The organism is Deltaproteobacteria bacterium, assembly GCA_019309045.1.
In the GTDB taxonomy this organism is placed as follows: domain Bacteria; phylum Desulfobacterota; class Syntrophobacteria; order BM002; family BM002; genus JAFDGZ01.
This window is the reverse complement of the sequence record JAFDGZ010000002.1, coordinates 48,218-72,685: the sequence shown is the minus strand read 5'-3', so window position 1 is coordinate 72,685 and position 24,468 is coordinate 48,218. Positions and strand designations below refer to the sequence as shown.

At 55.6% G+C, this 24,468-nt stretch carries 26 protein-coding genes; 10 read left to right on the top strand and 16 right to left on the bottom strand.

Going from position 1 to position 24,468, the window contains the following annotated elements; genetic code table 11:
- Nucleotides 1-99 precede the first annotated feature (99 nt).
- The 9 genes from JRI89_00970 (at nt 100) to JRI89_00930 (ending at nt 10,118) form a co-directional block, all read left to right on the top strand.
- Nucleotides 100-1,794 carry a long-chain fatty acid--CoA ligase gene (locus tag JRI89_00970; GenBank protein MBW2069804.1) on the top strand — a complete coding sequence of 565 codons (1,695 nt, stop codon included), beginning with the start codon at nt 100-102 and terminating at the stop codon, nt 1,792-1,794.
- A gap of 114 nt (nt 1,795-1,908) precedes the next feature.
- Nucleotides 1,909-2,679 carry an alpha/beta hydrolase gene (locus tag JRI89_00965; GenBank protein ID MBW2069803.1) on the top strand — a complete coding sequence of 257 codons (771 nt, stop codon included), beginning with the start codon at nt 1,909-1,911 and terminating at the stop codon, nt 2,677-2,679.
- A 150-nt stretch (nt 2,680-2,829) separates the two neighbouring features.
- Nucleotides 2,830-3,774 carry a DnaJ domain-containing protein gene (locus JRI89_00960; GenBank protein MBW2069802.1) on the top strand — a complete coding sequence of 315 codons (945 nt, stop codon included), beginning with the start codon at nt 2,830-2,832 and terminating at the stop codon, nt 3,772-3,774.
- Nucleotides 3,775-3,876: 102 nt separating this feature from the next.
- Nucleotides 3,877-4,560: a DUF434 domain-containing protein gene (locus JRI89_00955; GenBank protein MBW2069801.1), complete on the top strand. Its 684-nt coding sequence runs from the start codon at nt 3,877-3,879 to the stop codon at nt 4,558-4,560.
- A gap of 42 nt (nt 4,561-4,602) precedes the next feature.
- The gene (locus JRI89_00950; GenBank protein MBW2069800.1) at nt 4,603-5,283 is read left to right on the top strand and encodes an ABC transporter ATP-binding protein; all 681 of its coding nucleotides are present in this window, start codon (nt 4,603-4,605) and stop codon (nt 5,281-5,283) included.
- On the top strand, nt 5,277-7,838 hold the full coding sequence (locus tag JRI89_00945) for an ABC transporter permease (GenBank protein MBW2069799.1): 2,562 nt from the start codon (nt 5,277-5,279) through the stop codon (nt 7,836-7,838). Before JRI89_00950 ends, JRI89_00945 begins: the two co-directional genes overlap by 7 nt.
- Nucleotides 7,839-7,852: 14 nt before the next feature.
- Nucleotides 7,853-8,476 carry a YkgJ family cysteine cluster protein gene (locus JRI89_00940; protein MBW2069798.1) on the top strand — a complete coding sequence of 208 codons (624 nt, stop codon included), beginning with the start codon at nt 7,853-7,855 and terminating at the stop codon, nt 8,474-8,476.
- Between the two features lie 19 nt (nt 8,477-8,495).
- The gene (locus JRI89_00935) at nt 8,496-9,638 is read left to right on the top strand and encodes a carotenoid 1,2-hydratase (GenBank protein ID MBW2069797.1); all 1,143 of its coding nucleotides are present in this window, start codon (nt 8,496-8,498) and stop codon (nt 9,636-9,638) included.
- 129 nt (nt 9,639-9,767) lie between these two features.
- Nucleotides 9,768-10,118, top strand: coding sequence for a divalent-cation tolerance protein CutA (locus tag JRI89_00930; GenBank protein ID MBW2069796.1), 351 nt, complete (start codon nt 9,768-9,770; stop codon nt 10,116-10,118).
- Between the two features lie 42 nt (nt 10,119-10,160).
- On the opposite strand, the gene JRI89_00925 is transcribed toward JRI89_00930, so the two are convergent.
- Nucleotides 10,161-11,327, bottom strand: coding sequence for an inositol-3-phosphate synthase (locus tag JRI89_00925; protein ID MBW2069795.1), 1,167 nt, complete (start codon nt 11,325-11,327; stop codon nt 10,161-10,163).
- 670 nt (nt 11,328-11,997) lie between these two features.
- On the opposite strand from JRI89_00925, the gene JRI89_00920 reads away from it, so the two are divergent.
- Nucleotides 11,998-13,089: a DUF3524 domain-containing protein gene (locus JRI89_00920; protein MBW2069794.1), complete on the top strand. Its 1,092-nt coding sequence runs from the start codon at nt 11,998-12,000 to the stop codon at nt 13,087-13,089.
- Here the strand turns inward: JRI89_00920 and JRI89_00915 are convergent.
- From JRI89_00915 to JRI89_00845, 15 genes are all read right to left on the bottom strand, one after another.
- Nucleotides 13,086-13,856, bottom strand: coding sequence for a ParA family protein (locus JRI89_00915; protein ID MBW2069793.1), 771 nt, complete (start codon nt 13,854-13,856; stop codon nt 13,086-13,088). The genes JRI89_00920 and JRI89_00915 overlap by 4 nt on opposite strands.
- Before the next feature lie 66 nt (nt 13,857-13,922).
- On the bottom strand, nt 13,923-14,411 hold the full coding sequence (locus tag JRI89_00910) for a hypothetical protein (protein ID MBW2069792.1): 489 nt from the start codon (nt 14,409-14,411) through the stop codon (nt 13,923-13,925).
- 205 nt (nt 14,412-14,616) lie between these two features.
- Nucleotides 14,617-15,543 carry a lactate/malate dehydrogenase family protein gene (locus tag JRI89_00905; GenBank protein MBW2069791.1) on the bottom strand — a complete coding sequence of 309 codons (927 nt, stop codon included), beginning with the start codon at nt 15,541-15,543 and terminating at the stop codon, nt 14,617-14,619.
- A 41-nt stretch (nt 15,544-15,584) separates the two neighbouring features.
- On the bottom strand, nt 15,585-15,881 hold the full coding sequence (locus JRI89_00900) for a hypothetical protein (GenBank protein MBW2069790.1): 297 nt from the start codon (nt 15,879-15,881) through the stop codon (nt 15,585-15,587).
- Nucleotides 15,882-15,884: 3 nt separating this feature from the next.
- On the bottom strand, nt 15,885-16,301 hold the full coding sequence (locus JRI89_00895) for a heme-binding protein (protein ID MBW2069789.1): 417 nt from the start codon (nt 16,299-16,301) through the stop codon (nt 15,885-15,887).
- 21 nt (nt 16,302-16,322) lie between these two features.
- On the bottom strand, nt 16,323-17,723 hold the full coding sequence (locus JRI89_00890; GenBank protein MBW2069788.1) for an aldehyde dehydrogenase EutE: 1,401 nt from the start codon (nt 17,721-17,723) through the stop codon (nt 16,323-16,325).
- Nucleotides 17,724-17,795: 72 nt separating this feature from the next.
- A complete protein-coding gene (locus tag JRI89_00885; GenBank protein MBW2069787.1) occupies nt 17,796-18,380 on the bottom strand; it encodes a heme-binding protein in 585 nt (194 codons plus the stop codon).
- Nucleotides 18,381-18,382: 2 nt separating this feature from the next.
- Complete coding sequence (locus JRI89_00880) at nt 18,383-18,955, bottom strand: cob(I)yrinic acid a,c-diamide adenosyltransferase (GenBank protein MBW2069786.1); 573 nt, start codon at nt 18,953-18,955, stop codon at nt 18,383-18,385.
- A gap of 27 nt (nt 18,956-18,982) precedes the next feature.
- On the bottom strand, nt 18,983-19,258 hold the full coding sequence (locus JRI89_00875) for a EutN/CcmL family microcompartment protein (GenBank protein ID MBW2069785.1): 276 nt from the start codon (nt 19,256-19,258) through the stop codon (nt 18,983-18,985).
- Between the two features lie 29 nt (nt 19,259-19,287).
- Nucleotides 19,288-20,085 (bottom strand): hypothetical protein, encoded by a 798-nt coding sequence (locus tag JRI89_00870; GenBank protein ID MBW2069784.1) that lies wholly within the window; start codon nt 20,083-20,085, stop codon nt 19,288-19,290.
- A 12-nt stretch (nt 20,086-20,097) separates the two neighbouring features.
- A complete protein-coding gene (gene eutJ / locus JRI89_00865) occupies nt 20,098-20,940 on the bottom strand; it encodes an ethanolamine utilization protein EutJ (GenBank protein ID MBW2069783.1) in 843 nt (280 codons plus the stop codon).
- A 10-nt stretch (nt 20,941-20,950) separates the two neighbouring features.
- A complete protein-coding gene (locus JRI89_00860; GenBank protein ID MBW2069782.1) occupies nt 20,951-21,568 on the bottom strand; it encodes a hypothetical protein in 618 nt (205 codons plus the stop codon).
- 120 nt (nt 21,569-21,688) lie between these two features.
- Nucleotides 21,689-22,132 (bottom strand): BMC domain-containing protein, encoded by a 444-nt coding sequence (locus JRI89_00855; GenBank protein ID MBW2069781.1) that lies wholly within the window; start codon nt 22,130-22,132, stop codon nt 21,689-21,691.
- Nucleotides 22,133-22,137: 5 nt separating this feature from the next.
- Nucleotides 22,138-22,623, bottom strand: coding sequence for a glycerol dehydratase reactivase beta/small subunit family protein (locus tag JRI89_00850; protein MBW2069780.1), 486 nt, complete (start codon nt 22,621-22,623; stop codon nt 22,138-22,140).
- A gap of 12 nt (nt 22,624-22,635) precedes the next feature.
- Complete coding sequence (locus JRI89_00845; GenBank protein ID MBW2069779.1) at nt 22,636-24,462, bottom strand: diol dehydratase reactivase subunit alpha; 1,827 nt, start codon at nt 24,460-24,462, stop codon at nt 22,636-22,638.
- Between the last annotated feature and the right edge of the window lie 6 nt (nt 24,463-24,468).

Below are 24,468 nucleotides of genomic sequence, written 5' to 3'. Positions count from 1 at the left end.
TGGTTACCTTGCCCACGCCTGGGGCAGGGGTGGATTATTTGCTGGCTGACCACTGGGACTCCAGCAATTGGCAGCCCTAGCCAACACAAGGGGGGTATCATGGCAAACAAACAAACCTGGTTGCAAATGTATGATAAAGGCGTCCCCCACACCATTGAACTTCCTGAGCGAACTCTCTTCGACTACCTGCAAGAGTCAGCAGAAGAATTCCCAGAGATAACTGCCACTGACTTCTTCCGGGCCCGCCTCACCTACAGGGAGCTCGCCGCGCAGGTGGACAGCTTCGCTGCCTCTCTGCATCAATTGGGAGTTGGCCAGGGCGACCGGGTGGCCATCATGTTGCCCAACTGCCCCCAGACCATCATAGCCTATTATGCTACCCTCAGCATTGGCGCGGTGGCAGTGATGACCAACCCCATGTACGTGGAGCGGGAAATGGAGCATCAGTTCAGCGATGCTGGGGCCAAAATACTGGTAAGTCTCGACCATCTTTATCCGCGAATCGAACATGTCCTGGACAACACTCCCATCGAACACCTAGTAATAACCAGCATACGCGACTACCTGCCCTTCCCCCTCAACCTGCTCTATCCATTGAAAGCCAAAAAGCAGGGGCTGCACATGAAGGTCCCCTTCACAGACAAGATCCGCCCCTTCAAATCTCTTTTGCAGCCGCCGAGCCAACGGCCACCTCGACCGCAGATTTCCATGGAAGATCTGGCGGCGCTGCAGTACACCGGAGGCACCACCGGTGTGGCCAAAGGTGTGATGTTGACGCACCGAAACCTGAGCGCCAATGTCTTGCAGGTTGCTGCCTGGCTGCCCTCCTTGCAGCGAGGCCAGGAACGCTTCCTCTGCGTCCTGCCCTTTTTCCACGTCTTCGGCATGACAGTGGCCATGAACTTTGCCATATACAGTGCCGCCTCCATGACTCTGGTGCCTCGCTTTGAAATAAATGATTTCTTGAAGACCCTTGTCAGAGCCAAGCCAACTATTGCACCACTGGTTCCCACTATCTTCACTTCTCTGGTTAATCATAGCGACATCAGCAAGTACAACCTGTCGTCAATCAAGTACTGCATCAGCGGTTCGGCTCCGTTGCCAGTGGAGATTATGAACCGCTTCGAAGAGCTCACCGGCAGCGTCATCCTGGAGGGCTACGGCCTCACTGAAGCCTCGCCAGTAACCCATGTCAATCCAATCGAGGGAAAGCGCAAATCCGGCAGCATTGGCATTGCCCTTCCTTCTACCGATGCTCGCATTGTGGACCTGGAAATGGGCAGCAAAGAAATGCCCCCCAACGAGCCCGGCGAACTCCTGGTTAAGGGGCCCCAGGTAATGAAGGGCTACTGGAACATGCCCGAAGAGACCGCTGCCACCTTGAAGGATGGCTGGCTTTATACCGGCGACATAGCCTACATGGACGAGGAGGGCTATGTTTTCATCATCGATCGCAAGAAGGACATGATCATTGCCGGCGGCTTCAACATCTATCCTCGCGACATTGATGAGGTTCTCTACGAGCATCCCAAGATTGCCGATGCAGTCGCCATTGGTGTGCCGGATCCCTATCGCGGCGAGACAGTGAAGGTCTTTGTGGTGGTAAAAGAAGGAGAGACCCTCACAGCTGAAGAGGTAATCTCTCATTGCCGGGAGAGGTTGGCAGCATACAAGGTTCCCCGCCTGGTGGAATTCCGGGACGAACTGCCCAAAACCATAGTGGGCAAAGTGCTTCGCAAAGAATTGCGGGCTGAAGAACTGCGCCGTCACGAAGAAGAAAAGGCCAGGGCATGACCTCCGCCAATAATCTCAGGCTCCCCTCGGTGTCTAGAGCGGCAACCGTCGAGGAGTCCTTCATAATGACACCCTGTACTTCGCCAGCCTCGCCGCTGTGACAAGGGCTGTTTCATGCCAACCATCGATATCTCTGGCAGCGTCATTCACTATGTTACAGGACCCAGCGGTCTCGCCCCGGGACGGCGTAATTTCATTTTCGTCCACGGGGCAGGAGGCAACAGCCTCGTCTGGCAAAAGCAGCGCTATGGATTGGACCGCGGGGTCAACACCATCTGTCCGGATTTGCCAGGCCACGGCCGCAGCAGCGGCAACGGCCTTACAAGCATTGCGGAGTATAGCGCCTGGTTGAGCCATTTTGCCGGCAGCTTGGCCCAGGACAAGGTCGTCCTCGTGGGCCATTCCATGGGTGGCGCAGTGGTGCTGGAGACCGCTCTCAGCAGACCACAGTGGCTGGAAGCAATTGTCCTTATCGGCACTGGCGCCAGATTAAAGGTGCGCTCGGACCTGCTTCGAGATCTCGAGCAGGACTTCAGCAGGGCTGCCAGCAAGATTGTCCGGAGCTGCTACAGCGAGCATGCTCCTCGAGAATTGCGCCAGTGGGCTCTGGAGCAGTTGCTGGCGGAACGAGCCGAGGTGGTGGCGGACGACTTTCGGGCCTGCAACGCCTTTGACCTGATGGATGACCTGCCGCGCATCCCTCACCCGGCTCTTGTCATCTGCGGCAGCAATGACGTCATGACTCCGGTAAAATATTCACACTACCTGGCGGACAAACTACCCAGGGCTGCCATTGCCATCATTCAAGATACTGGACACATGGCCATGCTCGAAAAGGGAGCTCAGGTAAATTCAGCCATTGTCCGGTTTCTCTCTCATCTGTAAAAATGTGTCCAATAAAGGAAACACGTCCTCGCAAGAGAACGCTCTTGCCAAGACAGGACTTGCCTGCTATGTTTCAGTTGCTTTATAGCTCGAGCGCCAGGAACATGGATGCCGCAGCACAGTACAACCAACGCTGACTAGAAAGTGACCATGGCCGGGAAAAACTATTACAAGATACTTGGCGTTTCCAAGAACGCCAGCGACGAGGAGATCAAAAAGGCTTACCGCAAGCTGGCCCTGAAATATCACCCCGACAGAAACAAGGGCAACAAGTCCGCAGAAGAGAAGTTCAAAGACGTGAACGAGGCCTACGCTGTCTTGAGCGACAAGGAAAAGCGGCGTCAATATGACATGTTTGGCTCTGAGGGCTTCCAGCAGCGTTTCAGCCAGGAGGACATCTTTCGCAACTTCGATTTTGGCCATATTTTCCGGGAATTCGGCCTCGGTTCAGAAGACATCTTTGGCCGGGTCTTCGGCGGCATGGGCGCCGGCCGGCGGCAGACCTTCCACAGGGCTGGAGGGGCACATCACTTTGGCGGACCATTTGCCAGGGCGGCCCAACAGCCCCACAAGGGAGCCGACCTCACGGTGGACCTGCAGATCAGTCTGCAGGAAGCTGTTTTTGGGGCCGCAAGAACCATTGCCCTCAATCGCCACAACAGCCGAGAGCTGGTCAAGGTAAAGATTCCCCCAGGCATTTCCAGCGGTCAAAAACTACGCATCACCGGCAAGGGGCAACAGGGCTCCTGGGGTGGACCTCCAGGAGATCTGCTGGTAACTGTCCAGGTTGCCCCTCATCCAGTGTTCAGTCGCTCTGGAGACGACCTCATCATCACCAGGGAGATAAAGCTTAGCCAGGCAGTTCTGGGTACCACCATTGAAGTGCCCACGCTAGACGGCAAAAGGCTGAGTCTGAAGATACCGCCCGGCACTCAAAGCCATACCCAGATGCGTCTCAGAGGATACGGGGTGCCCAGGTTCAAGAAGGAAGGCCGAGGAGACCTCTTCGTCAAGATTATTGTGCAGATTCCCAGGATTTTGACTCCAGAACAGAAAGCCCTCTTCGAGCAGTTAGCCGCCTCCCGGGAACTCTAGGGAGAAAGTTGAACCTTTCTCCTGCTGTCACATTTCCTGCATCTTTTTCCCACATTCAGTGCCAGGCACTACTGCTGGGGGACCTCCTGTAGCGAGGGTGAGATGTCCGGATTCGATGAAGAAAAGCTGAGAGCTGCTGCCCTCGACTTTCTCTATCTCATGGATCATGGCTATCCGAGAAAACGTTCTCTGGAGCTGGTGGGAAACCGCTACAATATGCCCAGTTCAGAGCGCCACCTTCTGCAGCGGGGCATATTCAGCCGGCAGGAATCGCAGCGCCGAAAATCACACCTGCTGCAGCTGAGACAATTGCGCCGGGCGCGGCTTCTGGTAGACGGTCATAACGTACTTATCACAGTAGAGAGTGCTCTGGCAGGGCGAACCCTGGTGGCCGCCACAGACGGAGTTATTCGCGATGTTGCCGGCCTTTCCCATCGCTACAAGCCCTCAGCGCTCACTGCCGAGGCAATCAGCTGTATTATCGACATCCTGCTGCAGCAGCCTCCCCTGGAGACACTCTTCTTCCTGGACCGCCCCCTCAGCCGCAGCGGCGAACTCGCCGCCCAGCTCCGCAATAGTCTGCACCGGGCAGGACTGCCTGGCGACAGTCAGGCGGTGGCAGTGCCTGAACACCACCTGTTCGGCGCCCAGGCAGTGGTGGCCAGCAGTGATTCCGCTGTACTCGATCGGGCCCAGCAGGGTATTGACCTTGCTGGCCTGGTGGTGCACAAACTAGCTCGACCTGTGCAGCTCGTCGACTTCAGCGGTCTGCTTCATCTGGAGTGACTGGCAGGGCAGCTCTCGCAGCCTGCCCCGGGAAGGCCATCTATGCTTGAGTTGACCAATCTCAGCAAAACCTACACCCTGGGCCAGCAGCGCATCGTGGCTGTGAACCGCATCCACCTTGTTGTCGAACAGGGTGAGTTCCTGGCAATTCTCGGCAAGAGCGGCTGCGGCAAGACCACCCTGTTGAGCCTTATCGGCGGCCTGGACCGTGCAGATCATGGCCGGATCGTGGTAAATGGCCGCGATATCAGCCAGTTGCCAGAGAAAGATCTCACCGCCTACCGTCGGCATGAGGTGGGCATCGTCTTTCAGTTCTTCAATCTTTTGCCTATCCTCACTGTGGCCGAAAACGTGGCTCTGCCCTGTGTACTCCAGGGACTGCCACCAGACAACACCGAACAGCGAGTAGAAAAACTCCTGACTGAGGTCGGACTCTGGCAGCGGCGCCGCCACTACCCACATGAAATATCCGGCGGAGAAATGCAGCGAGTGGCTATTGCCAGGGCCTTGATCCACAAGCCTTCTCTGGTACTGGCAGATGAACCCACAGGCAATCTCGACTCCAGCACCGGTCAACAGATCCTGGAGCTCATGGCAGAACTGCGCCAACGTCATAACATCACTATTATTCTGGCCACACATAGCAAGGATGCCATAGAACATGCCAGCCGCGTCCTCTATATGCGCGACGGCGTCCTGCTACAACAGGAGGACGGATGCTAAGGCTCTACCGCTGGTTCTGCTTCAGGCACCTCTGGAAATACAAAGGCCGCGCTTTTCTTTGCCTCCTGGGAGTAGCTCTAGGAGTTGCGGTGTTCGTTGCTATAAAGACAGCCTCTTCCAGCGCTTCTGCCTCGTTTGCAGAAACCGTCACCTCGCTGACTGGCAAGACTCAACTCCAGGTAGTAGGTCAGGGAAATGGCTTCCCTGAAGAGCTGTATGTCAAGGTGTCCCGCCTGAGGGGAGTCAAAGCTGCTGCGCCAGTGTTGGAATTCAACGTGATGACCGGGCCCCCGCTTTCTGAACCCCTGTTTGTGCTGGGAGTAGATATCTTCACTGAACAACAATTTCGCAGCTATCGCCTGGCAAGATTTCCAGGACAGAGGGCACCACTTGTCTCCTTTCTGACGCAAGCCAACTCCATAGCCCTCACCAAAAGGTTTGCCCGACGTCATGGCTTGCAACTGGGAGACAGAGTGGAAATTCTCTCGGGCTCCCAGCGCTACAATTTTGTCTTGCGGCTCATGCTGGAACTCCAAGGAGCAGCCCGAGCTCTCGAGGGAAATCTCGCTCTGGTGGACATTGCCACGGCCCAGGAGACCTTTGCTCGTCTGGGCAGACTTGACCGTATCGACCTCCTCTTGCAGCAGGGAACCTCTGAGGCGGAATTAGCTCAACGGCTCAGTGAAATACTTCCTGCAAACGTCCGCGTCCAAAAACCTGCAGAGCGCCTGGGAATGATCCGCAAAATGGTCAGGGCTTACCAGTTGAATCTCACGGCCCTCAGTATGATCTCTCTGTTTGTCGGCCTGTTTCTAATTTATAACGCGGTAGCCTTTGCCGTCAGTCAGAGACGCTACGAAATCGCCATGCTCCGGGTGCTCGGCGCCAGCAGGTACCAGGTGCTCTCCATGTTCCTTGTGGAGGCCTTGATCGTGGGCGCCCTCGGAGCTCTGCTTGGAGCAGTCCTCGGTCTGTTCATGGCCAAGGCCGCCCTCAACGCCATGACCCAGACCATCAGTGAACTCTATCTTCTGGTCAGGGCCAGGACACTGACAATCTCTGCAGCCGTGCTCCTGCTGGGAGCAACAGCAGGCATGGCCGTGGCCCTGCTCGGCTCATTGCTGCCGTCCCTGGAAGCCAGTCGAACCCAACCCCGAGAGGCATTGTCTCGGGGCACTCTGGAAAAACGACTTCACCTGAATCTCACCAGGATCAGCTCCTTTGGTGCTGCCCTCCTGGGCGTCGCCTACCTTTGCAGCCGCCAGCCGGCTGTCAGCGGAGTACCTCTATTCGGTTTTGCCTCTGCTTTCTTTCTCCTGGCGGGCTTTTCATTTCTGACGCCAGCAGCAGTCCTCCTGCTGAACCGGCTGCTGGCACCAGTCTGCTGCCGCCTTTTCAACGTGGAAGGCCGCCTGGCCAGCCGTTACCTGGGCCGCTCTGTCAATCGCTCGGCCGTAGCCATCGCTTCCCTCATGGCTGCCCTGGCAATGCTGATTAGCATCTCTATTATGATCCTCAGCTTTCGCCAGACAGTGGTTCATTGGACCGAACAAATTATCAGCGCCGATCTCTACCTCGCACCAGGAGCAAGAATTAGAGGGCAGAGAGCAGTGCTTCCTCCAGAAATTGTTTCTCTGCTGCCGCAGCTGCCCGGCTTCCTGGCCATGGACCGTTTGCGAGAGCTCACCATACACCTGCAGGGTCTACCTGCCCTGCTCTGCGCTTCGGATCTGCACGTCAAGGAGCGCTACAGTAGGGTGCTCTTTCGGCGAGGAAGTGCGTCAGAGCTCCTGCGCCGCTGCCGTCAGTTCGGTCAGATAGCCATTTCAGAAGTATTAGCCACCAGGATGGGACTGTCCGAGGGCAACACCCTGGAATTGCCGACGCCCACAGGCAGCCAGTCTCTGCTGATAGCAGGCATCTTCTACGACTACCGAACCGAAGGCGGCATGATTCTCATGGACCACTCAACCTTTCAGCGCTACTGGCCGGATGAACATGATTTTACCTCACTGGGTATTTACCTGCAGCCCGGCGTGGATGTCAGAGGCTTCCGCACTATGATCCGCCAACACCTGCAGCAGAACCAGGCAGTGCAAATAACCAGCAACAGAGAACTGCGCCGCGAGATACTGCGCATCTTCGACCAGACTTTTGCCATTACCTACGCCCTGCAAGTCATCGCCATCGTGGTGGCAATTTTTGGTATTGTGAACACTCTGGTTCTGCTCATCAATGAACGAGCCCGAGACCTCGGCGTTTTGAAGGCTGTGGGCAGCTCCTCCGGGCAGCTACAACGCATGACCCTGCTGGAGGCTGTTCTCATGGGGCTCAGCAGTTTTGTTTTGGGCGCCATCAGCGGCGTTTTTCTTTCTATGGTGCTCATATTTGTAATCAACAAGCAATCCTTCGGCTGGACCATTCAGTTCACCCTGCCGCCAGCACTTTTCGGCAAGACCCTGGCCCTGGTCCTTGGCTGCGCTGTCATCGCCGGCATTGCCCCGGCGAGAATTGCCGCAACCAGGAGCGTCAGTGAACTCATGAGATTCGACTAGCAAGGATGTTCTCCATGAACCTAGCTGATATGCAAGAAAGTCTGCTGCAGATTTACCAGGAATTTGAAGACAAAATTGCCCCGTATCGAGCCCAGGCGGTATGCCGCTTGGGCTGTGCCTACTGCTGCATCAACGTGGGAACTGTGGACGCCACTACCCTGGAAGGCATGCTCATCAGAAGTCATCTAAGGGGTTGGCAGCCAAAGGCTAGAGCGGAAATAGACCGCAAACTGAAAAGGAACCGTCAGGAAAAATTACAGCGGGTTTTTGCCCGCTGCGCCTTTCTGGACGATGAATTATCATGCACCATCTACCCTGTGCGTCCTTTCAGCTGCCGCCGGCTCTATTCAGTGAAAAGGTGCGGCGAACACGGTCCTGTCATCCACCGAGCCGCACTCGATTTTGTCAAAGACACGGTAAAGGCTTTGCAGGAACTGGACTGCCACGGCTGTTCTGGCCATTTGAGCTTTATTCTACATCTCCTGCAAATGAAAGACTTCCGTCGCGCCTACTGCAAGGGCGCCTTGCAGTTTGAAAGATTCAAGAACTACCTGGTGCGCTACCAGGTAGTCCCACACAGGAGCGAGCTGCGAACAAAATACGGCCGGAACCGCACCTTCGGCATTATGTCAGATTGAACAGGGACAAGGAGTGCCAATGAGAAAATGTCGCTTTGCTGTCGCCCTCTTGCTGGGCTGGTTTTTTCCTGTCATCACGGCCTGCAGCTTCGCCCTGGCAGCTCCAGCAGCAAAGGATCTAAGCGGCCGCAGCCACTTCAAAAGAGCGCTGCCGGGCTATCGCTTCAGCTTTCCTGCCGATCATGCGGCCCACCCGGAATTTCGCACCGAGTGGTGGTACTACACTGGACATCTCACCAGCCACAAGCAGCGCACCTTTGGCTTTCAGCTTACCTTTTTTCGTCACGCCCTCCGCCCATCCGAGAGCAAGGCTCGCTCTCGCTGGAGCTTGCACACTATATATTTTGCCCATTTTGCCATCACAGACGAGCAGCAGGCCTCTTTTCGCTTTCTGGAGAAAGTGAGCAGAGGATCTCTAGGCCTGGCTGGGACAGACCCGCAGCGCTACCGGGTCTGGATTGCCGACTGGAGCAGTGAGCTCCGAGACGGTGTACACCAGCTGCAAGCGGGAGATGATGATATGAGCATTGATCTCCGACTGCAGCCGCTCAAGCCGCCGATACTCCATGGCGAGCAGGGCTTGAGCCAGAAAGCTGCCGGAGAAGGCTATGCTTCGTATTATTATTCTATTCCCCGGCTGCAGGCTGCCGGCACACTCAGCTGGCAAGGCAAGAGGTATGCGGTCAATGGAATCGCCTGGATGGACCACGAGTTTGGCTCCAATCAACTCCGTGAATATCAGGTGGGCTGGGACTGGTTCAGCGTGCAGCTCGACAACAACGTCGAACTCATGCTCTATATCATTCGCCACCGCAATGGCACGCCTGACCCAAATTCTAGCGGCACTATCATCTATCAGAACTCTCAGTTTGAGCACCTCCCCCTGGCATCACTCCAGGTGAAAAAGCTCGGCACCTGGCACAGCAAGGAGAGCGGCGCTGTTTATCCCTCCGGCTGGCTACTGCAGCTGCCCCACCAGAGGCTGCAGCTGACCCTGCTGCCCACCGTCAAGAATCAGGAGCTCACCACCGCGACAAGTACTCTGGTCACCTACTGGGAGGGAAGCGTCAAGGTCACGGGCACCTTGGCCGGCAAGCCTGTCACAGGTGCAGGATATGTGGAACTTACAGGCTATATAGCTGCATTTCGTCCTGACATCTGAGCGCCACAGCAGCGGAGCATCGGCTGGATGGCAAACAATTGCTTCTCTTGCTCGAGAGGCTTCCATCCAAGCAGAGCAAAATATGCCAGGACAGCGCTTTCACAGGCGCAGGAGCGGAAAGGAGGACCCATGGCCAATCACATTGTCGTCTTCGTAACCACACCCGCCCAACAGGCTCCCGGGATCGCCAGAACACTGGTGGAGGAACGTTTAGTGGCCTGTGTAAACATTACCCCGGAGATCAGATCAATTTACTGGTGGCAGGGAGAAATAGAGGATGATTCCGAAGTCCTTTGCATGATGAAGACGCGCCAGGAGCTCTTTGCAGCATTGCAGCGCCGAATAAAGGCAATCCACCCGTACGAGGTGCCGGAGATCATTGCTCTACCAATAGTTGCAGGAAGCCAGCCTTATCTGGACTGGATAGATCAAAACACTGCCGGCATTAGAGGCAGGCAGCAACCTGGCCATACTTCCTAATAAGCCGAGTTCCGGCAGTAAAATGTGCCGCCAACCACCAGGTTACTGTATCCGAGCCGCGCTCCGGCTTGCAAGGCCCTCATCACCTTCACCCCAGGCGTCGGCCTCTTCTGCTTCTATTCCCTTGATGAAAAGTTCCGTAAGTCGGCAGGCCTCATCATCCGAATACTGTCTGGGGGGATGTTTCATGAAGTAGGCGGCAGGGCCGTACAGTACGCCGCCCTGGCCTCTGTCCAGGGCGAGTTTGCAGCACCTGATGGCATCAATTCCCACGCCTGCCGAGTTTGGCGAGTCTTCCACGGAAAGCCGCAGCTCCAGATGCATGGCTACGTCGCCGAAGAGCCTGCCCTCCATGCGAATGAAGCATACCTTGTTGTCTTTCTGCCAGGCAACATAATCACTCGGGCCGATATGGATGTTGGCCGGGTCCAGGCGCTGGCCTGCAACAGCCTGGACTGCTTCTGTTTTGGACTCCTTCTTGGACATGAGCCGACTTCGATTGAGCATGTTCAAGAAATCAGTATTGCCCCCGGTGTTCAGTTGATAGGTGCGCTCGAGCTTCACACCTCGCTTCCTGAACAGATCCGTCAGAATGCGATGTGTAATGGTAGCCCCTAACTGCGACTTGATGTCATCGCCAATGATGGGCAGCTGCCTCTCGGCAAACCGTCTGGCCCACTCCGGGTTGCTGGCGATGAACACCGGCATGTTGTTCACCATGGCAGCTCCCGCCTGCAGGGCACACTCTGCATAAAACTTGCTGGCATTCTCGGATCCCACCGGCAGATAGTTGAGAAGTATCTCTGTGCCGGAATCCTTGAGAACTTGGACCACTTCCTGCTGATCCGGCTGCGGTTCAGAGGCAGGGACAAAGGTGTATCTTGGCTCATAGTCCCGCATATGAGCCGAAAGTCCATCAAGAATTAGGCCCATATTCACCTTGACACCACTGCGAGGAATGTCTGCGCAAAAGAGTGTGGTGCAGTTTGGTGGGGCAAAAATTGCCTCTGCCACGTCCTGGCCCACTTTTCTCTTGTCAATATCAAAAGCAGCCACAACCTCGATGTCAAAAGGCCGGTAGCCGCCGATTTCCCAGTGCATCAGGCCAATGGCTTCACTGCTTCCTTTATTCCTGTAATAGTGGGTCCCCTGAATCAAGGCACTGGCACAATTCCCGACTCCCACAATTGCTATTCTCACCGCTCCCATCCGCAGATCCCCTCTCTCCTGTGCACAGCATTACAACTCAAGGCAGTGATTTGACCCAAAAGCGAGCACTGGTGAACAACTATGACTTCGCCGTTGCCTCGCCTTGCCTGGATATTTCATGAATCTGCCCAGGCACGCCTAAGACACCAGTCAAAAGCGTCCTTGTCACCAGGTAGCAGTCTCTGTCTGCTGACCTGCAGGCTGGAAGCGGCGCTGGCAGCTGGCCGTCCACGGGTGGATTTTTGCCGGGGCTCCTCGCCACAGCCACCGCACTCACGCTTTGCCCATGCTCTGAGATTCATTCCTGCTGTGGCACTGCACGGAGTCCCTGGACCCCACCCATGTCCACGTCACACCATGCTGGTTCATGAAACAAGCAGGTTCGAAAAGGCAGCAGTTCCTCCCTTGGCAAAAAGCAGGAAGTGCAGCAGATCACTTTGCTGACCGGTCTTTTGGACAGACAGCCGGTCACCCCACGGTGGAGGTAGTGGCATTTGCTGGAAAAACGTAAACTATTATTATATAAATTAGCCGAATTTCCTTCAGGACTCAAGCATTTTGCAAACAACTGTTCTCAGGAAAATTTCCATAAGCGCTCAGGCACAACAACCAGCGAGCAGGCAACCCAGGCAAGACAGCTGGCTCCACCATGCTTGTCGGGAGATCAGTTATGAAGTTTCTCTTCCTCGAACCTTTTTATGGCGGCTCCCATCGGGATTTTGCTGACGGTTTGCTGAGCCACTCCAGTCACCACCTCCAGCTCTTGACCCTGCCAGCTCGCTTCTGGAAGTGGCGAATGCGCGGCGCTGCACTCCACTTTGCCCGCAAAGTCGACAATCCTGCTGCCTACGCAGGCCTGCTCCTCACAGACCTCATGAGTCTTGCTGATCTCAGGGCAATCTGGGGGGATGCCTGCCCCAAGGCCCTGGTTTACTTTCACGAAAATCAGCTCTCCTATCCCCTGCCTCCCGGAGAACGGTTGGACTACCAATTCGGCTTCACTAACATCACTACTGCTCTTGCTGCTCAACGAATCCTCTTCAATTCGCAGAGCCATATGGAGGCATTTTTCGAACTCCTCTCCCATTTTATCAAGATGATGCCCGAATACCGCACACCGTGGGTTGTGACGGAAATCCGCTCCAAGGCGGCTCTTCTCTATCCTGGCTGCCGTTATCCTGCTGGGCCGCCTGATCTTCAACCCTGGGACTACAGCAGGCCGCCTCTCATCATCTGGAACCACAGGTGGGAGTTTGACAAGGACCCGCAAATGTTTTTTTGCACACTGTCTGCCCTGCAAGACAGCGGCATAGAATTCCGCCTGGCACTGCTGGGAGAAAATTTCCAGACTGTGCCCAGAGAATTCCTCGAAGCCAGAGAGAAATTTGACGGCCGCATTGTGCAGTACGGCTATGTCTCCTCCAAAAGCGAATATATAAATTGGCTCAAGAAAGGAACAGTCGTGGTGAGTACCGCCTTGCAGGAAAACTTCGGTATTTCAGTGGTGGAGGCGATTCGCTATGGCTGCTATCCGGTGCTGCCAAACAGGCTCTCTTATCCAGAGCTCATTCCGCGGCGGTTCCACCGGCAGTGTCTCTACAGTAGCGAACAAGACTTGCTGAACTTGCTTGCTGCTGTTCTGCAACAGCCAACTAGCTTTGAGCAGGCCAGGAAGTCTCTTGCCTCTCACATGGAAAGGTTTTCCTGGCAAAGCATGATAGAGCATTACGATGCAGAACTGGAAAAACTCGCCGCTGCCTAGTACGAAGTGTTCAACAACTGATATAGAGCCTGCAATTCTTTGGTAAGTTTGTGGCGTGGGTCTAGAAATATCATGGGCGTGGATTTTTCCCGAGATTCACGGATTTTGATCGACGCAGACAAGTAGGTTGACAGAATTGGCAGACCTTGCTGCTGCAGTTCACCAACAATTCTTTGCGGCAGTTTTGCTCTCACCTGGAACTGGTTGACCACAATGCCCTCCAACTGCAGATCTTGATTATGATCATTCTGGACCTGCTCGATGTAGCCAAGCAGTTTCGCAAGAGTATGCCGAGCCAGGTAGTCGCAATCGAATGGGATCAGACATCTGTGGGCGGCTGTCAGCGCTGCCCGCGTATAAAAATTCAGAGCCGGTGGCGTATCAATGTAAACGCAGTCATAATCGGTCAATGACTGCAGCGCTTGCTTCAGGACATATACCTTGCGGCGCGTCTCCAGTTTTTCGGCCAGATGTTCCAGATCTGCATGTGAAGCTACGATATCCAGTCGGGGGAAAGGCGTCTGTCGAATACAGGCCTCCAGACCCTTTGGGTTGACCGTCAGGTAAAGGTGTTCCTCAAAGTACTGCACCAGCGTGCTTTCCGCGGCCTGCATCTGGACTCCCAGCAGGTACTGGGTGGAATTGCCCTGAGGATCAAGATCCACCACCAGAGTTCGTTTGTTGTCACAGGCGCTCATGGCAGCCAGGTTACACGCAATGGTTGATTTACCCACGCCACCTTTTTGATTGAATATTGCTCGACATATCACCTTGCCTATCCTTCGGGTGTTCCTGCACCAGCAGTTCTCGAATGTAGCCGCCTGTGGGGACTCTTATTCCGAGAGACTCTCAATAACAGCCAGCACCACCTGGATCTTGACCGGCAGTTCTAACCACCACTTCTCGAAGGCTCTCTTGTCTTTTTCATACCATAGGGGCGCTGTTATACCAATTCTATATATTCCCATATTGCCCCGTTCCGCACCACACCTGATATCCTCGAAGGCGTTCATTCCCTGGACAAAATCGGCAATCTTCTGCAAATCCTCCTCACTTCTAAAACGGACAATGAGAAAAGTTGGTCGTTCTGGCCCAGAACCCTCACAAGAGGATCGCAGTTCAATCTCTTCGATCTTGTCCAGGCCATCCAGGGCCTCTGTGGGGATATGTTGATCAACGGCTATGTTTTTCCACATCTTTTGCCTGTGGTGTTCAGTTCGCCCGGAGAGCTGTTTTGCTTCTCCGTGCAATATCTCATAAATGAAAGAAGGCGCGTTCTTTCTGGCCGTGCCCAAACCCGGACTCGTACCCCGAGTACACATGTCATGACTCCCCACAGACTGCTTGTCAGGCAATAACAACTAGACCACTTCCAGGTCCGCTAGAGGACGATCCTCGCGCTACTCGTCAATTTTCTGGCCAACAAGGCTCAACTTATTTGTTTGTACCACAATGAATAGAACAGGAGGTCTCTCCTCTAGGCTGCCTGTAATACCGCTATCTCGGCAAGGTTCATATCTTGCAGAACTAACTCTCAATGTCTGCAAGAGTCTTCTGCAAGGTCTTGGCGGAGCGTTTCAATGCCTGAATCTCGCGAGGCCAGAGTTCCACTTCGAGGTGGCTCACCACACCACATCGCCCCACCACAGTGGGCACACTGAGGCAGACACCCTGCAGGCCGTATGTGCCTGTCTGCAGAGAACTCACAGGAAGGGCCTTCCTCTGGTCCAGAGCAATGGAGTGGACCAGAGTGGCTATGGCAGTGCCCACAGCCCAGCCTGCTCCACCTTTCAAGCGGATCATTTCGGCCCCACTCTGGCGGGTGCGCTGGAAAATTTCATTTTTCCTGGCTGCGCTGAGCTCAGGGTAATTGTCCAGGGAAATGCCGTTCCAGGTTGCCGAGGACCAGATCGGCACCATGGAATCGCCGTGCTCACCTAGAATCAAGCCTTTCACCTGGGTGGGTGCCGCCTTGATGGCAGCGGCAATCAGGGAAGAGAATCGTGAGGTATCTAGCAAGGTGCCAAGGCCGATGATTTGCTGTGAAGGCAGACCGCTGCGCTCAACAGCCAGATGCGTGAGAATGTCCACCGGATTGGAGATTACCAGCAGTATGGTCTCCTTTTGCAGAGGTGCCTCTTTCAGCTCCTGCAAAATGGAGAGAAACAACGATACGTTCCTGTTGATGAGATCCAGCCTCGACTCCTCTGGTTTTCGGCGCAGGCCGGCGGTGATGATAATGATCTCGGCCTGAGCCGCAGCAGGCATCTCTGCCACCCCTATGCGCTGGTCGTGCAGGAGAGCGCTGCCATGCAGCAGGTCTAGGGCCTCTCCCTCAACCAGCTCCTCCATAATGTCATTCAAGATGATCTCAGATACGATGCCAGCACACTGCAACGCATAAGCTGCACAGGCTCCCACTCGCCCACCGCCACCTATGATTGAAACCTTCATGTCCACCGCCAATTCTATCGCTGCTATCGGCCCGCTATATCCTATTCGCGCCGACTTTCCTGAATCTTATCCAGGGCGGTCCGCACTGCCGCCTGTTGTCCAAAAATTGCCAACATCTGAATATGCTGTGGGCAGTTGCCCAAGACCAGCACCGGCACCACGTTGCTCGCCTTCTCAGCCACATCTGCCGCCCAGTATAGCTCTATGAGTCTGGCCTGCACTAGGCCAACCGCACCCCAACGCGTCCCCTCGATTTTTTTGCGTTCCTGCGGCCTTATGTTGTTCAGCAGCATCTGCAGGAAGGCTGCAGTAGGTGAGCGAATCAGTTCTGTTCTCATAACTCAACTCTCTGGCAAGCTCGCTAGATATTCGATAGCAGCTTCGGCGCATAGCACGTCCTGCTCCACGCTACCACCGCTGACACCAATGCCGCCGATGATCTCCTGGCCGCGCTTCAACGGAAGACCGCCCCCGAAAATAATGATGCGGCCGCCGTCAGCATTGTGAATGCCAAAGAGCGGCTGCGTCGGCTGAGCCAACCCCGCCAGCTCCCCGGTGGCGATCTTCACTGCCACAGCCGTGTAAGCCTTGTTGATGGCAATGTCTATGCTCACCAGCAGAGCCCCGTCCATGCGCTGCAGCGCCACCACATTGCCGCCGCCATCAACCACAGCTATTACCATGGGCACGCCAATCTCGCCGGCCTTTTCCCTGGCCCTAGCTATCAATTCCAGGGCCAGCTCAAGATTAATGTTCATCGGTTTCCTCCTGGGCCCTGTTCAAATAATCCTGAAACCCTCTACCAGCGTACAGCGCCGCTGGCGAGTGAACGTTCGTGCAGAGGTCAATCCCTCTCCTGTGGGCCCGGCAATAGTAAAGGCAGTATGTCCCTCTCCTCCGAGGCCTATTCCAGCAAAGGAAGGTCCATTTTTTACGAATATGGTCGTCTGCACAGCCCGGGCAAAGGCAGTCATATTGTCCACGTTTGTTGAATGCATAATGGCAGTATGCCTGTTCCCCTGCTCCACCTCTACGGCGAAACTGATTCCTTCCTGGACATCCTGGACGCGCACTATGGGCATAATGGGCATCATCTGTTCCAGCCATACCAGGGGATGATCCTTGGCGGCCTCGAAAATGGCCAGGCGGTATTCCTCGCCCAATTCAATGCCAATCTGGCGCAATATGACCTGCACGTTTTTGCCTATGTAGGCAACATTGACCTTGCCCTCAGGAGTGACCACAAGATCCGTCACTCTGCTGGCCTCCTCCGCATCGAGCAGATAGACCTTGCCGGTTTCCTGCATGAACTTGATCAGTGAATTGGCCACTTCGTCCACGACTATCACTTCTTTTTCAGAGGTGCAAAAGACGTTGTTGTTGATGCTGGCCCCATCAACAATACAGCGGGCAGCTCTGCGAATATGTGCTGTCTCGTCCACTAGTGCCGGTGGATTGCCGGCGCCGGCACCAATGGCCTTCTTGCCAGAGCTGAGCACTACTTTCACTACCGGCCTGCCGCCTGTGGCCACCAGCATGTTGACTTTGGGGTGCTCAATAATTTGCTTTGCCGTGTCCAAGGTTGGTTTGCGCACAGAGGAAATCAGACCAGCAGGGCCCCCAGCAGTCACTACGGCCTGATGGAGTATTTGAATCATCCTAGTACTGGTTTTGGTCGCTGTGGGATGAGGATTGAAGACCACAGCATTGCCGGCGGCTATCATGCCGATACTGTTGTTGATGATTGTTCCAGTAGGATTGGTGATGGGAGTCAGGGCGCCAATGACACCCACCGGGGCAAACTCCAGAAGCATCAAACCATCATCGCCGCTCAGCGCCTGGGGGCGAATATCCTCAGTGCCCGGAGTCTTGGTGGCACATAGAATGTTCTCTCTGACTTTGTCTTCATAGCGGCCAATTCCAGTTTCCTCTACTGCCATGGCGGCAAGCTGTTCATTATTTTCCAGGGCTGCCTGCCGCATGGCAGCAATAATCTCATTGCGCTTCTCGAGAGACAGGGCAATGAGACTTTTCTGGGCTGCCACCGCGCCCACTACCGCGGCTTCAACTGTATCGGCAAGACCAGAGTGGTCGGACTGCCTCTGAGATTCTCCGTCCTTTGTGAGCTCGGCTATAACCTGTTTCACCAAGTCGGCAATTATTTCCTTGTTGACCGACATTGCACTCCCCCTCTTCGTCGAGCTTTGTGGACCCTCGTGGAGCCATACCTACATCAGGTTTGCCAGCAACTGTCAGGTGCGCCCCTCGAAGGCCAGCAGTACTGCTCCTTTCAATAGGGAAACATTCCCAGCCGCCTGAGTAAGATCCAACCGGCGCAGTTCCGCCTCGATTCTCTGCGAAAGTTCCGCAATGGTGTCAATTCCGTAGGCCGCCGTTGCCAGCACCGGTTTTAATTGCTCAGACAATGACTCCATTTGTTCCAGCGCTCTGACCACAGCCTCGGCAACCTGGATATCCTCCTCAACCGTACCGCCGCTGATGCCAACCCCTCCAACCACCTTGCCCTTTAATCGCAGAGGCAGACCGCCCCCGAACAGGACAATTCTCTTGCTGTGGCTGTGCTGGATACCATAGAGCGCTTTGCCGGGCTGGGCGAGTTTGCCCACCTCCTGGGTGGCCAGACGCAGGGCAGCAGCGGTATATGCCTTGCCCACAGCCAGTTCAATACTTACAGGTAGGGAGCCGTCCATGCGGCCAAAAAAGAGCAGAGAGCCTTCGCTGTCCACCAGAGCAATTACCATGGGCACGCCCACAGCCTGAGCTGCCGCTTCAGCAATTGCTGCCAGAGTAGCTGCCAGTGGATAGGAGATCTTCATAATCAGTGGCCCTCCGCCGACTTCACCTCGAGTACGCTTCGCACTGCCTCTTCGACAATGGCTCTCAGTTCCAGGACCCATGCCAGGACAAAAAGCAGGTCGCTGAGGCGGTTGTAATAGACCAGCAATCTGCCATAGAGACCGCTCTCCTGCCGGTTCAGCACGAGGATCAACCGTTCACAGCGTCGGCACACAGCCCTGGCCACATGGACGGCGGCACTGTCCTGCGACCTGCCCGGCACCACAAAACCGCGGGGCAGACCATAACTCGCTGTTAATTCATCGATCCAGTTCTCCACTTTGGCAATATCAACCTCCTGCAGACGCCTATCTAACTTCGAAAGAGCAGCCCCAGTGGAGGCAATCTCAGAGCTCGCCACAAATGTATCCTGCTGGACAGCATAAAGAATGCGGCGCAGAAACTCCTGCCTGGTCATGGCCCGGGCCATCCCCAGGTGGCTCTGGAGTTCATCCAGGGCCCCGAATGTCTTGAGCCGGGGATCATCCTTTTCTACCCTTTCGCCGCTCAGGAGACGACTCTGTCCTCCATCTCCGCGTCCGCTATAAATTTTCATTGCCGTGGTTCTTCCTGGAAACGGTCATTATCCTTTTTGCACGTCTATTTCATCGACTATGCCAATGATGGTAGCATCCACCGGGCACAGCTCGTTGTCCAGTGCCTGCCGAGCACCACTGCCGAGGACCACTACCACCTGCTCACCAACACCAGCGCCTACGGCGTCTACCGCCACAAAGGGAGCATCTTTTTCACGCTGGGTCCTGGGTTCCAGGGGTTGAACTATCTGTATCTTGCTGCCCACCAACCGCTCGTGTTTACGGGTGGCGACCACCGTTCCTATTACTCGGGCAATCAACATGGTGCTTCCCTTTCAATAAAAGTGCTAATTTATAGGTCGTCTTCCAGGGCTATGCCGTATCTTTTTGCCAGATCGCGAGCCAGGGGAGTAAGCAGTGATGCCCCTGCCAGCAACAGACCCTCACCCTGGCGATGCGCCCGCAGAATGTCGCTGGCACATATGATCCTCCTGGCATAATTGTGCCCCGCAGCAAATGTTCCCGGGGCTCTTCTTGCAGAACTCGACTTGCCAACGCTGCCAAGCACTGCAGCAACCGTTGCTGTGAGCTCCTGCATATCAGTCAAATAGCAGCCGTAGTCTGCAATTGTCTGCAACCGTTCCTGCAAGGCCTGCTCAAGTGCTGCAGTCCCCCCGGCGAAACCGAGCAGCTGGCGACCCTGGCTCAAGGGGTCAGCGCCGTTGCGGGCGGCAATGACCTCTTTTCCCATAAACAAACCATGCAGGATGAGATTGCTTGCCAGAGAATCAGCTACCAGCAGGCACACCTTGGAGAGAGTGTTCACACTGAGCAGGGGAACTACAACAGCACGAGCCCTTCTCAGAGCAACGAGCCACTCTCCGGGCTCAATCCAGCCGAACAGTGGAAGTCCTGCCAGCTGCTTGCGCAGCACCCCGCCGTAAAGTTGTTCTGCTGCGGCTGACAGGGCCACTTCCACGCCATAACCGGCTAGAGGCAGCAACAGCACCTGCTGGATGGCCTCTTCGAAATTGACCGTAGCAGCGCTGAACACGGCAATCACCCTGGCCTGTTGGGCACCTGCTTCGAGCCGTGAGACCAACTTGCTGATGACCCGGGTTACGATCTGCTGCAACTGTTCGGTGCTCATGAAAATACTTGCCTATTCTGCCCTGCCAGCGCTCTGCAGGCAGCTCAGGGCAATGCCCAGAGGTGTGACGAGTAAAGGACTTGTGGGGCGCACCACCGGCAAGCCCGTTTCTTCCTCCATAACACCCTCTATGCCTGGAAAAGAACTGGTTCCTCCTACCAGATATATGGTCTCAACCTGATGTCCCTGCAAGTGCTGCCGGACAATAGTCGCCATCTTCTGAAACACCGGCCTCAGTAAAGGAAAAAGCTCAGTCTGCCGGGAAGAATCTCTCTTCAAGCGCTCGGCCTCAGCAAGCTCCATCCTGAAATGGCCCGCAAGGACAAGATCCAGGTGCACTCCGCCAGTTGGTTCATCTGCTGTGTAGATCACAGCACCATTCTCCAGGACAGAGATGCCGGTTGTACCACCGCCGATGTCCACCACTGCCCCATCCGTGATCTCCAGCACCAGCGCGGCCGCAGTGGGCTCGTCTATGAGCCCCTGAACCTCCAGACCGACGGCTGTCAGCACATTGCCGAAAGCCGAGGCATTGCGGCCCGTAGTTCCAGGTGGATAGGCTGCTTTTGCCAGGCCAACAGCCAGGCCGGCCTGCCGCAGCCTTTGCAATTGCCGCCTCAGAATGGCAATGGCGCCCACATAATCCAGTACCAGACCGTCTCGAACGCTGGATTCACTGCGGGTGAGCACTCCGGCAACAGGCGTGCCCTGGCTGTCTACTACAGCGGTAACAATGTAGGCAGTGCCAAGATCTACGCCCGCGTAGAGTTCACCAGTCGGCCTGCTGTTGCCGTTCAATATCAATGCCTCTGCAAATGCTGCAATCCGCTTGTTTGCTGCTTCTTTGATTTTCATAACCAGCCGCTCATGATTGCTTGCCGCTTATGTTCTTGACGGCGGCTTCGGCAGCACCGGCAGCCCGTTCCACATCTGAGCGCTTGCCGCCGAGATACAGGCGGCCTACGGCACCGTAGCTTCTACAGTCCACCAGGGTGATCCTCGAGTTCTTTTCAGCCTCGTTGGCTGCGTGAGTGATGTAAGCAGCCGGCTGTACTTCGAGTATATAGAGATCCTGCCCTGGCAGCAGCATAGAACAAAGGCGCGAGACATTGACCATTTGTGCATGATAGGCGTTGACTTTGTTGATGATCTGCGAGCTGAGTATCTTTGGTTTGAGCCGATCTTCGATGGTCATGCCCAGGCTCTTGAGTACAGCACTGCCAGCGTGTTTGACCTCCGCCTGCGCTTTTGAATGGAACTCCAGCACGCCAAAATGGCGTTCTACAACCATTAGGCCCGGCCTCACATTGGCTGCTTTCACAGCAGCATCAGTCACCTGATTGATCAGGACTCCAGGTGAGATCTCTACCAGTAGAGCAGCCATCCCTGCAACCGGGATATATCCTCTGGCATTGGCCCCGATATACGCTGCAAATTGCGGCTGCAACCGGTCCAGGTATACATAAGAACGAAGGTCAGCCATGGACTTGCCTCCTTCAATGATCCACTGAGCTTGCTTCCCTGGTAACGCCCAGTTGGAACGGCAGTAGGGTAATTCGGCTGTTTATAGCTCATTAGGTGCCAGGGATGTCACCAGCCTTGCTCACTTGCGGGATTTCCTGCCTTTCTTCTTCACTGCCTTGGCGCTTTCTGCTTTGCCTTTTCCCCTCTTGCGAGCCGTTCGCTTCAGCGTTTTCTCTGCCTTCTCCTTTGCGGGAGAAGGTGGAGGCCCCTCGGGAGGTGCCTCGGTTTTTTGCTTCTCAACAGGAGGCGGCTTCTGCGGTTCGAACCTAGGTATCTGTTCGTCCGGCCTGGGAATTACGTGTACGGCCACCACTCTGCCCACCTTGACCGCTGCGGCTTCTGCTGCTGCCACCGCTGCCTTGACTGCCGCCACATCGCCTACAAATCTCAGCACGACCAGACCGGTCGGCACCTGCTCAAAACCAAGAAAAGCAACATTTGCCGCCTTGCTGCCCGCATCCGCCGCTTCTATAGCAGCTACCATTCCCCAGGTTTCAATGAGGCCTAGACTCTGCTTTTCCATGAGTTTCACCTGTTTTTCTGCAAAAGTTCACTCACTATCCCCTGAATCAACTCTAGCAGTTGTTGCTGGTTCAGTTCCCCCGGAGTCCACTGCTGCGGCTCCGCTGCTGCAAGCCCTGAACTGGAGGGGCTACCAGTGACCAGTGGATCTCCTTTGACCAGGCGGGCGGCATTGAGGCCTAACTGCCGCAGACGTGGCGGCTGCAGCTCGCCAGCAGCAAACTCGAACAAAGGCTTGTCGGCTGGCAGATCTCGATGGTGCAGAACAGCAACACCTTCATTTGCATTGAGGCCGATACCCACGTTCAAAGGTGAACTGTCAGCTGCCTCCTTGGCCAGCACTACTGCTGGCTCGGCTGTTGTCTCATGAAGTTCAGCCGGAATACCCTCTTCTTCGAGCCCCCAGAAGATCGGCGCTAGCAACTCTCTGGCCGCGCTGCCCCCCACCCGGATGAACACGGCGGGTTTCTTGCCTGGCTCAGAAAATTTCATACCGTCACCAAGTTATCCTCTCTGCTTCTCGGCATGCGCCAGAATCAGGCCAGTGGCCACTGCGTTGCGAGGCCCCTCGAGCCCGCGAACATTGGCCCGCCCAGTAACTACGCCATATTCCACCAGGGCGTCTGAGATCATCCGAGGAATTTCGAAATCCAGAGCCGAGCCACCCACCAGCACTACAAAACTGATCAGGCGAATATTGCCGGCCGGGGCCACCCTTTCCAGAGCTCGCAATGCATTACGCACAAAAACTTTTTTTTTGGCCTCCTGGCGAACCGCAGCAATCTTTGCCAGCGATTCCCTGACCTCGAGCGGCACCGCTCCCTGTTCAGTAAGCACCACAACCCGTCCGAAGGAGCGAGGATCAAGAGGCTCATGGAAAAATTGCACTGAGCCGTCCTCATGGCGCATGTGAAAAAGTGTCTCCACCTTGGCCAGGGGATACCATTTTATGTTCTCGGCAAGTTCCCGGTCTTCCAGAGCCAGTTCCGTGTCGATGAGCATGGAGACCATGTCCCCGGCACCGGCGAGATGAACACTGCGAATATTGCCGGCCTCGTCAATAAAGGAGGCGTCGGTGGAGCCGCCGCCGAGATCCAATATGGCCAGGGGCGCCGAAGTGCCGGGTGTAGTCATGGCCCCGCGAATGGCCATCTCAGCCTCGACTCCGGCAACAACTGTGGGAACCATGACCTCCTGTTCCAGCTTCCGGGCGAGTCGCTGCATTGGCAGTTTCTGAGTTTCCACCATGGCCGCCAACCCCACAGCATTGCCCATGGCATATTCGCCAGCCAGACTTCCGAGAACTTGTTGCGGCTTCATGGTGTCCACAGCCAGAATATCCTGCACTCGGATGGCACTGACCGGTTGATCTGTGAGGTCCGCCATTACCTGACGCACATGCTCGAACATGCCCCCCACATTGGTCCCTGGCTCGGCCTGGATTTCCACCAGCGGTGAAACGTGAGCCACCTGTCTCATTATGGCCTCGGCGCCTGCCTCCACCTGGACCTCTGCCTTCCTTTTAGAACCTAGCAAAACGATCTTGCCGGCAGGGATTCGGCGCTCTCTTATGTCGCCGCGCGGGGTCTTGATGACCACAGCACTGCGGGTTCCCATGAGAGCCCTGGCAATGGGCACCACCCGCCTGGTTTCCTCTGGACTCAAATTGAACAGCGTGGCGATATCATAAGGATTGGCCAGCTTTTCAATGGTCCTGCCTGGCCCGGCCACCTCCACGGCTGCCGTCATTCCTAGTGGCACCCGCTCAATGTGTCTGACTTCATCCACGATGGGGATAGCACGCTGCAACCTATTGTTAATGAGCACAGCGTCGTCTTTCTGGACTATGGCCCCGGCCAGGTTGAGGCCGGCTGCCGCTGCCTCGTTGAGTCGCGACGCTGCCTCCTGGAAGTCCACTGTACCGGGAATTATAACAATCCACGGTTCATGTTTCGCAGCCCCAGGCAGCTCTTCCAGTCTTATAGTAGTGCCGAGTCCGAGGCCCAGACCTCCAGGGGTTGCCGGATTGTGGCCGATCATGGCCGACTCCGTTATCACCGTCTCGGTGATGGTCTCCATGGCCACATCGCCAATTACCGGCGTTGCCTCGTTCAGGAGAATACTGCTGAGACTCTGCCGCTCAATGGCAAGCGGCTGCAGAGCCATATCAAGGGCGTCTATGATGCCCATGGCATTATGCACAGTTCCCTTGATCCCAACCGTGGGCACCAGAGAACTGGAGAGAAAAGATACCTGCCCTCCATCTCTGAGCTCACCTATGGCCACCTCAGTGGAATTGTTGCCAACATCCACCCCGGCTATATACACCATTCCCCC

Bases quoted from the DNA above. Each gene is read 5' to 3' on its own strand.
- JRI89_00950 (MBW2069800.1), top strand. From the start codon at position 4,603: ATGCTTGAGTTGACCAATCTCAGCAAAACCTACACCCTGGGCCAGCAG.
- JRI89_00895 (MBW2069789.1), bottom strand. From the start codon at position 16,301: ATGAACATTAATCTTGAGCTGGCCCTGGAATTGATAGCTAGGGCCAGG.
- JRI89_00960 (MBW2069802.1), top strand. From the start codon at position 2,830: ATGGCCGGGAAAAACTATTACAAGATACTTGGCGTTTCCAAGAACGCC.
- eutJ (MBW2069783.1), bottom strand. From the start codon at position 20,940: ATGAAAATCAAAGAAGCAGCAAACAAGCGGATTGCAGCATTTGCAGAG.
- JRI89_00880 (MBW2069786.1), bottom strand. From the start codon at position 18,955: ATGAAAATTTATAGCGGACGCGGAGATGGAGGACAGAGTCGTCTCCTG.
- JRI89_00965 (MBW2069803.1), top strand. From the start codon at position 1,909: ATGCCAACCATCGATATCTCTGGCAGCGTCATTCACTATGTTACAGGA.
- JRI89_00935 (MBW2069797.1), top strand. From the start codon at position 8,496: ATGAGAAAATGTCGCTTTGCTGTCGCCCTCTTGCTGGGCTGGTTTTTT.
- JRI89_00955 (MBW2069801.1), top strand. From the start codon at position 3,877: ATGTCCGGATTCGATGAAGAAAAGCTGAGAGCTGCTGCCCTCGACTTT.
- JRI89_00875 (MBW2069785.1), bottom strand. From the start codon at position 19,258: ATGTTGATTGCCCGAGTAATAGGAACGGTGGTCGCCACCCGTAAACAC.
- JRI89_00855 (MBW2069781.1), bottom strand. From the start codon at position 22,132: ATGGAAAAGCAGAGTCTAGGCCTCATTGAAACCTGGGGAATGGTAGCT.
- JRI89_00940 (MBW2069798.1), top strand. From the start codon at position 7,853: ATGAACCTAGCTGATATGCAAGAAAGTCTGCTGCAGATTTACCAGGAA.
- JRI89_00860 (MBW2069782.1), bottom strand. From the start codon at position 21,568: ATGGCTGACCTTCGTTCTTATGTATACCTGGACCGGTTGCAGCCGCAA.
- JRI89_00920 (MBW2069794.1), top strand. From the start codon at position 11,998: ATGAAGTTTCTCTTCCTCGAACCTTTTTATGGCGGCTCCCATCGGGAT.
- JRI89_00925 (MBW2069795.1), bottom strand. From the start codon at position 11,327: ATGGGAGCGGTGAGAATAGCAATTGTGGGAGTCGGGAATTGTGCCAGT.
- JRI89_00900 (MBW2069790.1), bottom strand. From the start codon at position 15,881: ATGAGAACAGAACTGATTCGCTCACCTACTGCAGCCTTCCTGCAGATG.
- JRI89_00850 (MBW2069780.1), bottom strand. From the start codon at position 22,623: ATGAAATTTTCTGAGCCAGGCAAGAAACCCGCCGTGTTCATCCGGGTG.
- JRI89_00845 (MBW2069779.1), bottom strand. From the start codon at position 24,462: ATGGTGTATATAGCCGGGGTGGATGTTGGCAACAATTCCACTGAGGTG.
- JRI89_00890 (MBW2069788.1), bottom strand. From the start codon at position 17,723: ATGTCGGTCAACAAGGAAATAATTGCCGACTTGGTGAAACAGGTTATA.
- JRI89_00905 (MBW2069791.1), bottom strand. From the start codon at position 15,543: ATGAAGGTTTCAATCATAGGTGGCGGTGGGCGAGTGGGAGCCTGTGCA.
- JRI89_00930 (MBW2069796.1), top strand. From the start codon at position 9,768: ATGGCCAATCACATTGTCGTCTTCGTAACCACACCCGCCCAACAGGCT.
- JRI89_00870 (MBW2069784.1), bottom strand. From the start codon at position 20,085: ATGAGCACCGAACAGTTGCAGCAGATCGTAACCCGGGTCATCAGCAAG.
- JRI89_00885 (MBW2069787.1), bottom strand. From the start codon at position 18,380: ATGAAGATCTCCTATCCACTGGCAGCTACTCTGGCAGCAATTGCTGAA.
- JRI89_00910 (MBW2069792.1), bottom strand. From the start codon at position 14,411: ATGTGTACTCGGGGTACGAGTCCGGGTTTGGGCACGGCCAGAAAGAAC.
- JRI89_00945 (MBW2069799.1), top strand. From the start codon at position 5,277: ATGCTAAGGCTCTACCGCTGGTTCTGCTTCAGGCACCTCTGGAAATAC.
- JRI89_00970 (MBW2069804.1), top strand. From the start codon at position 100: ATGGCAAACAAACAAACCTGGTTGCAAATGTATGATAAAGGCGTCCCC.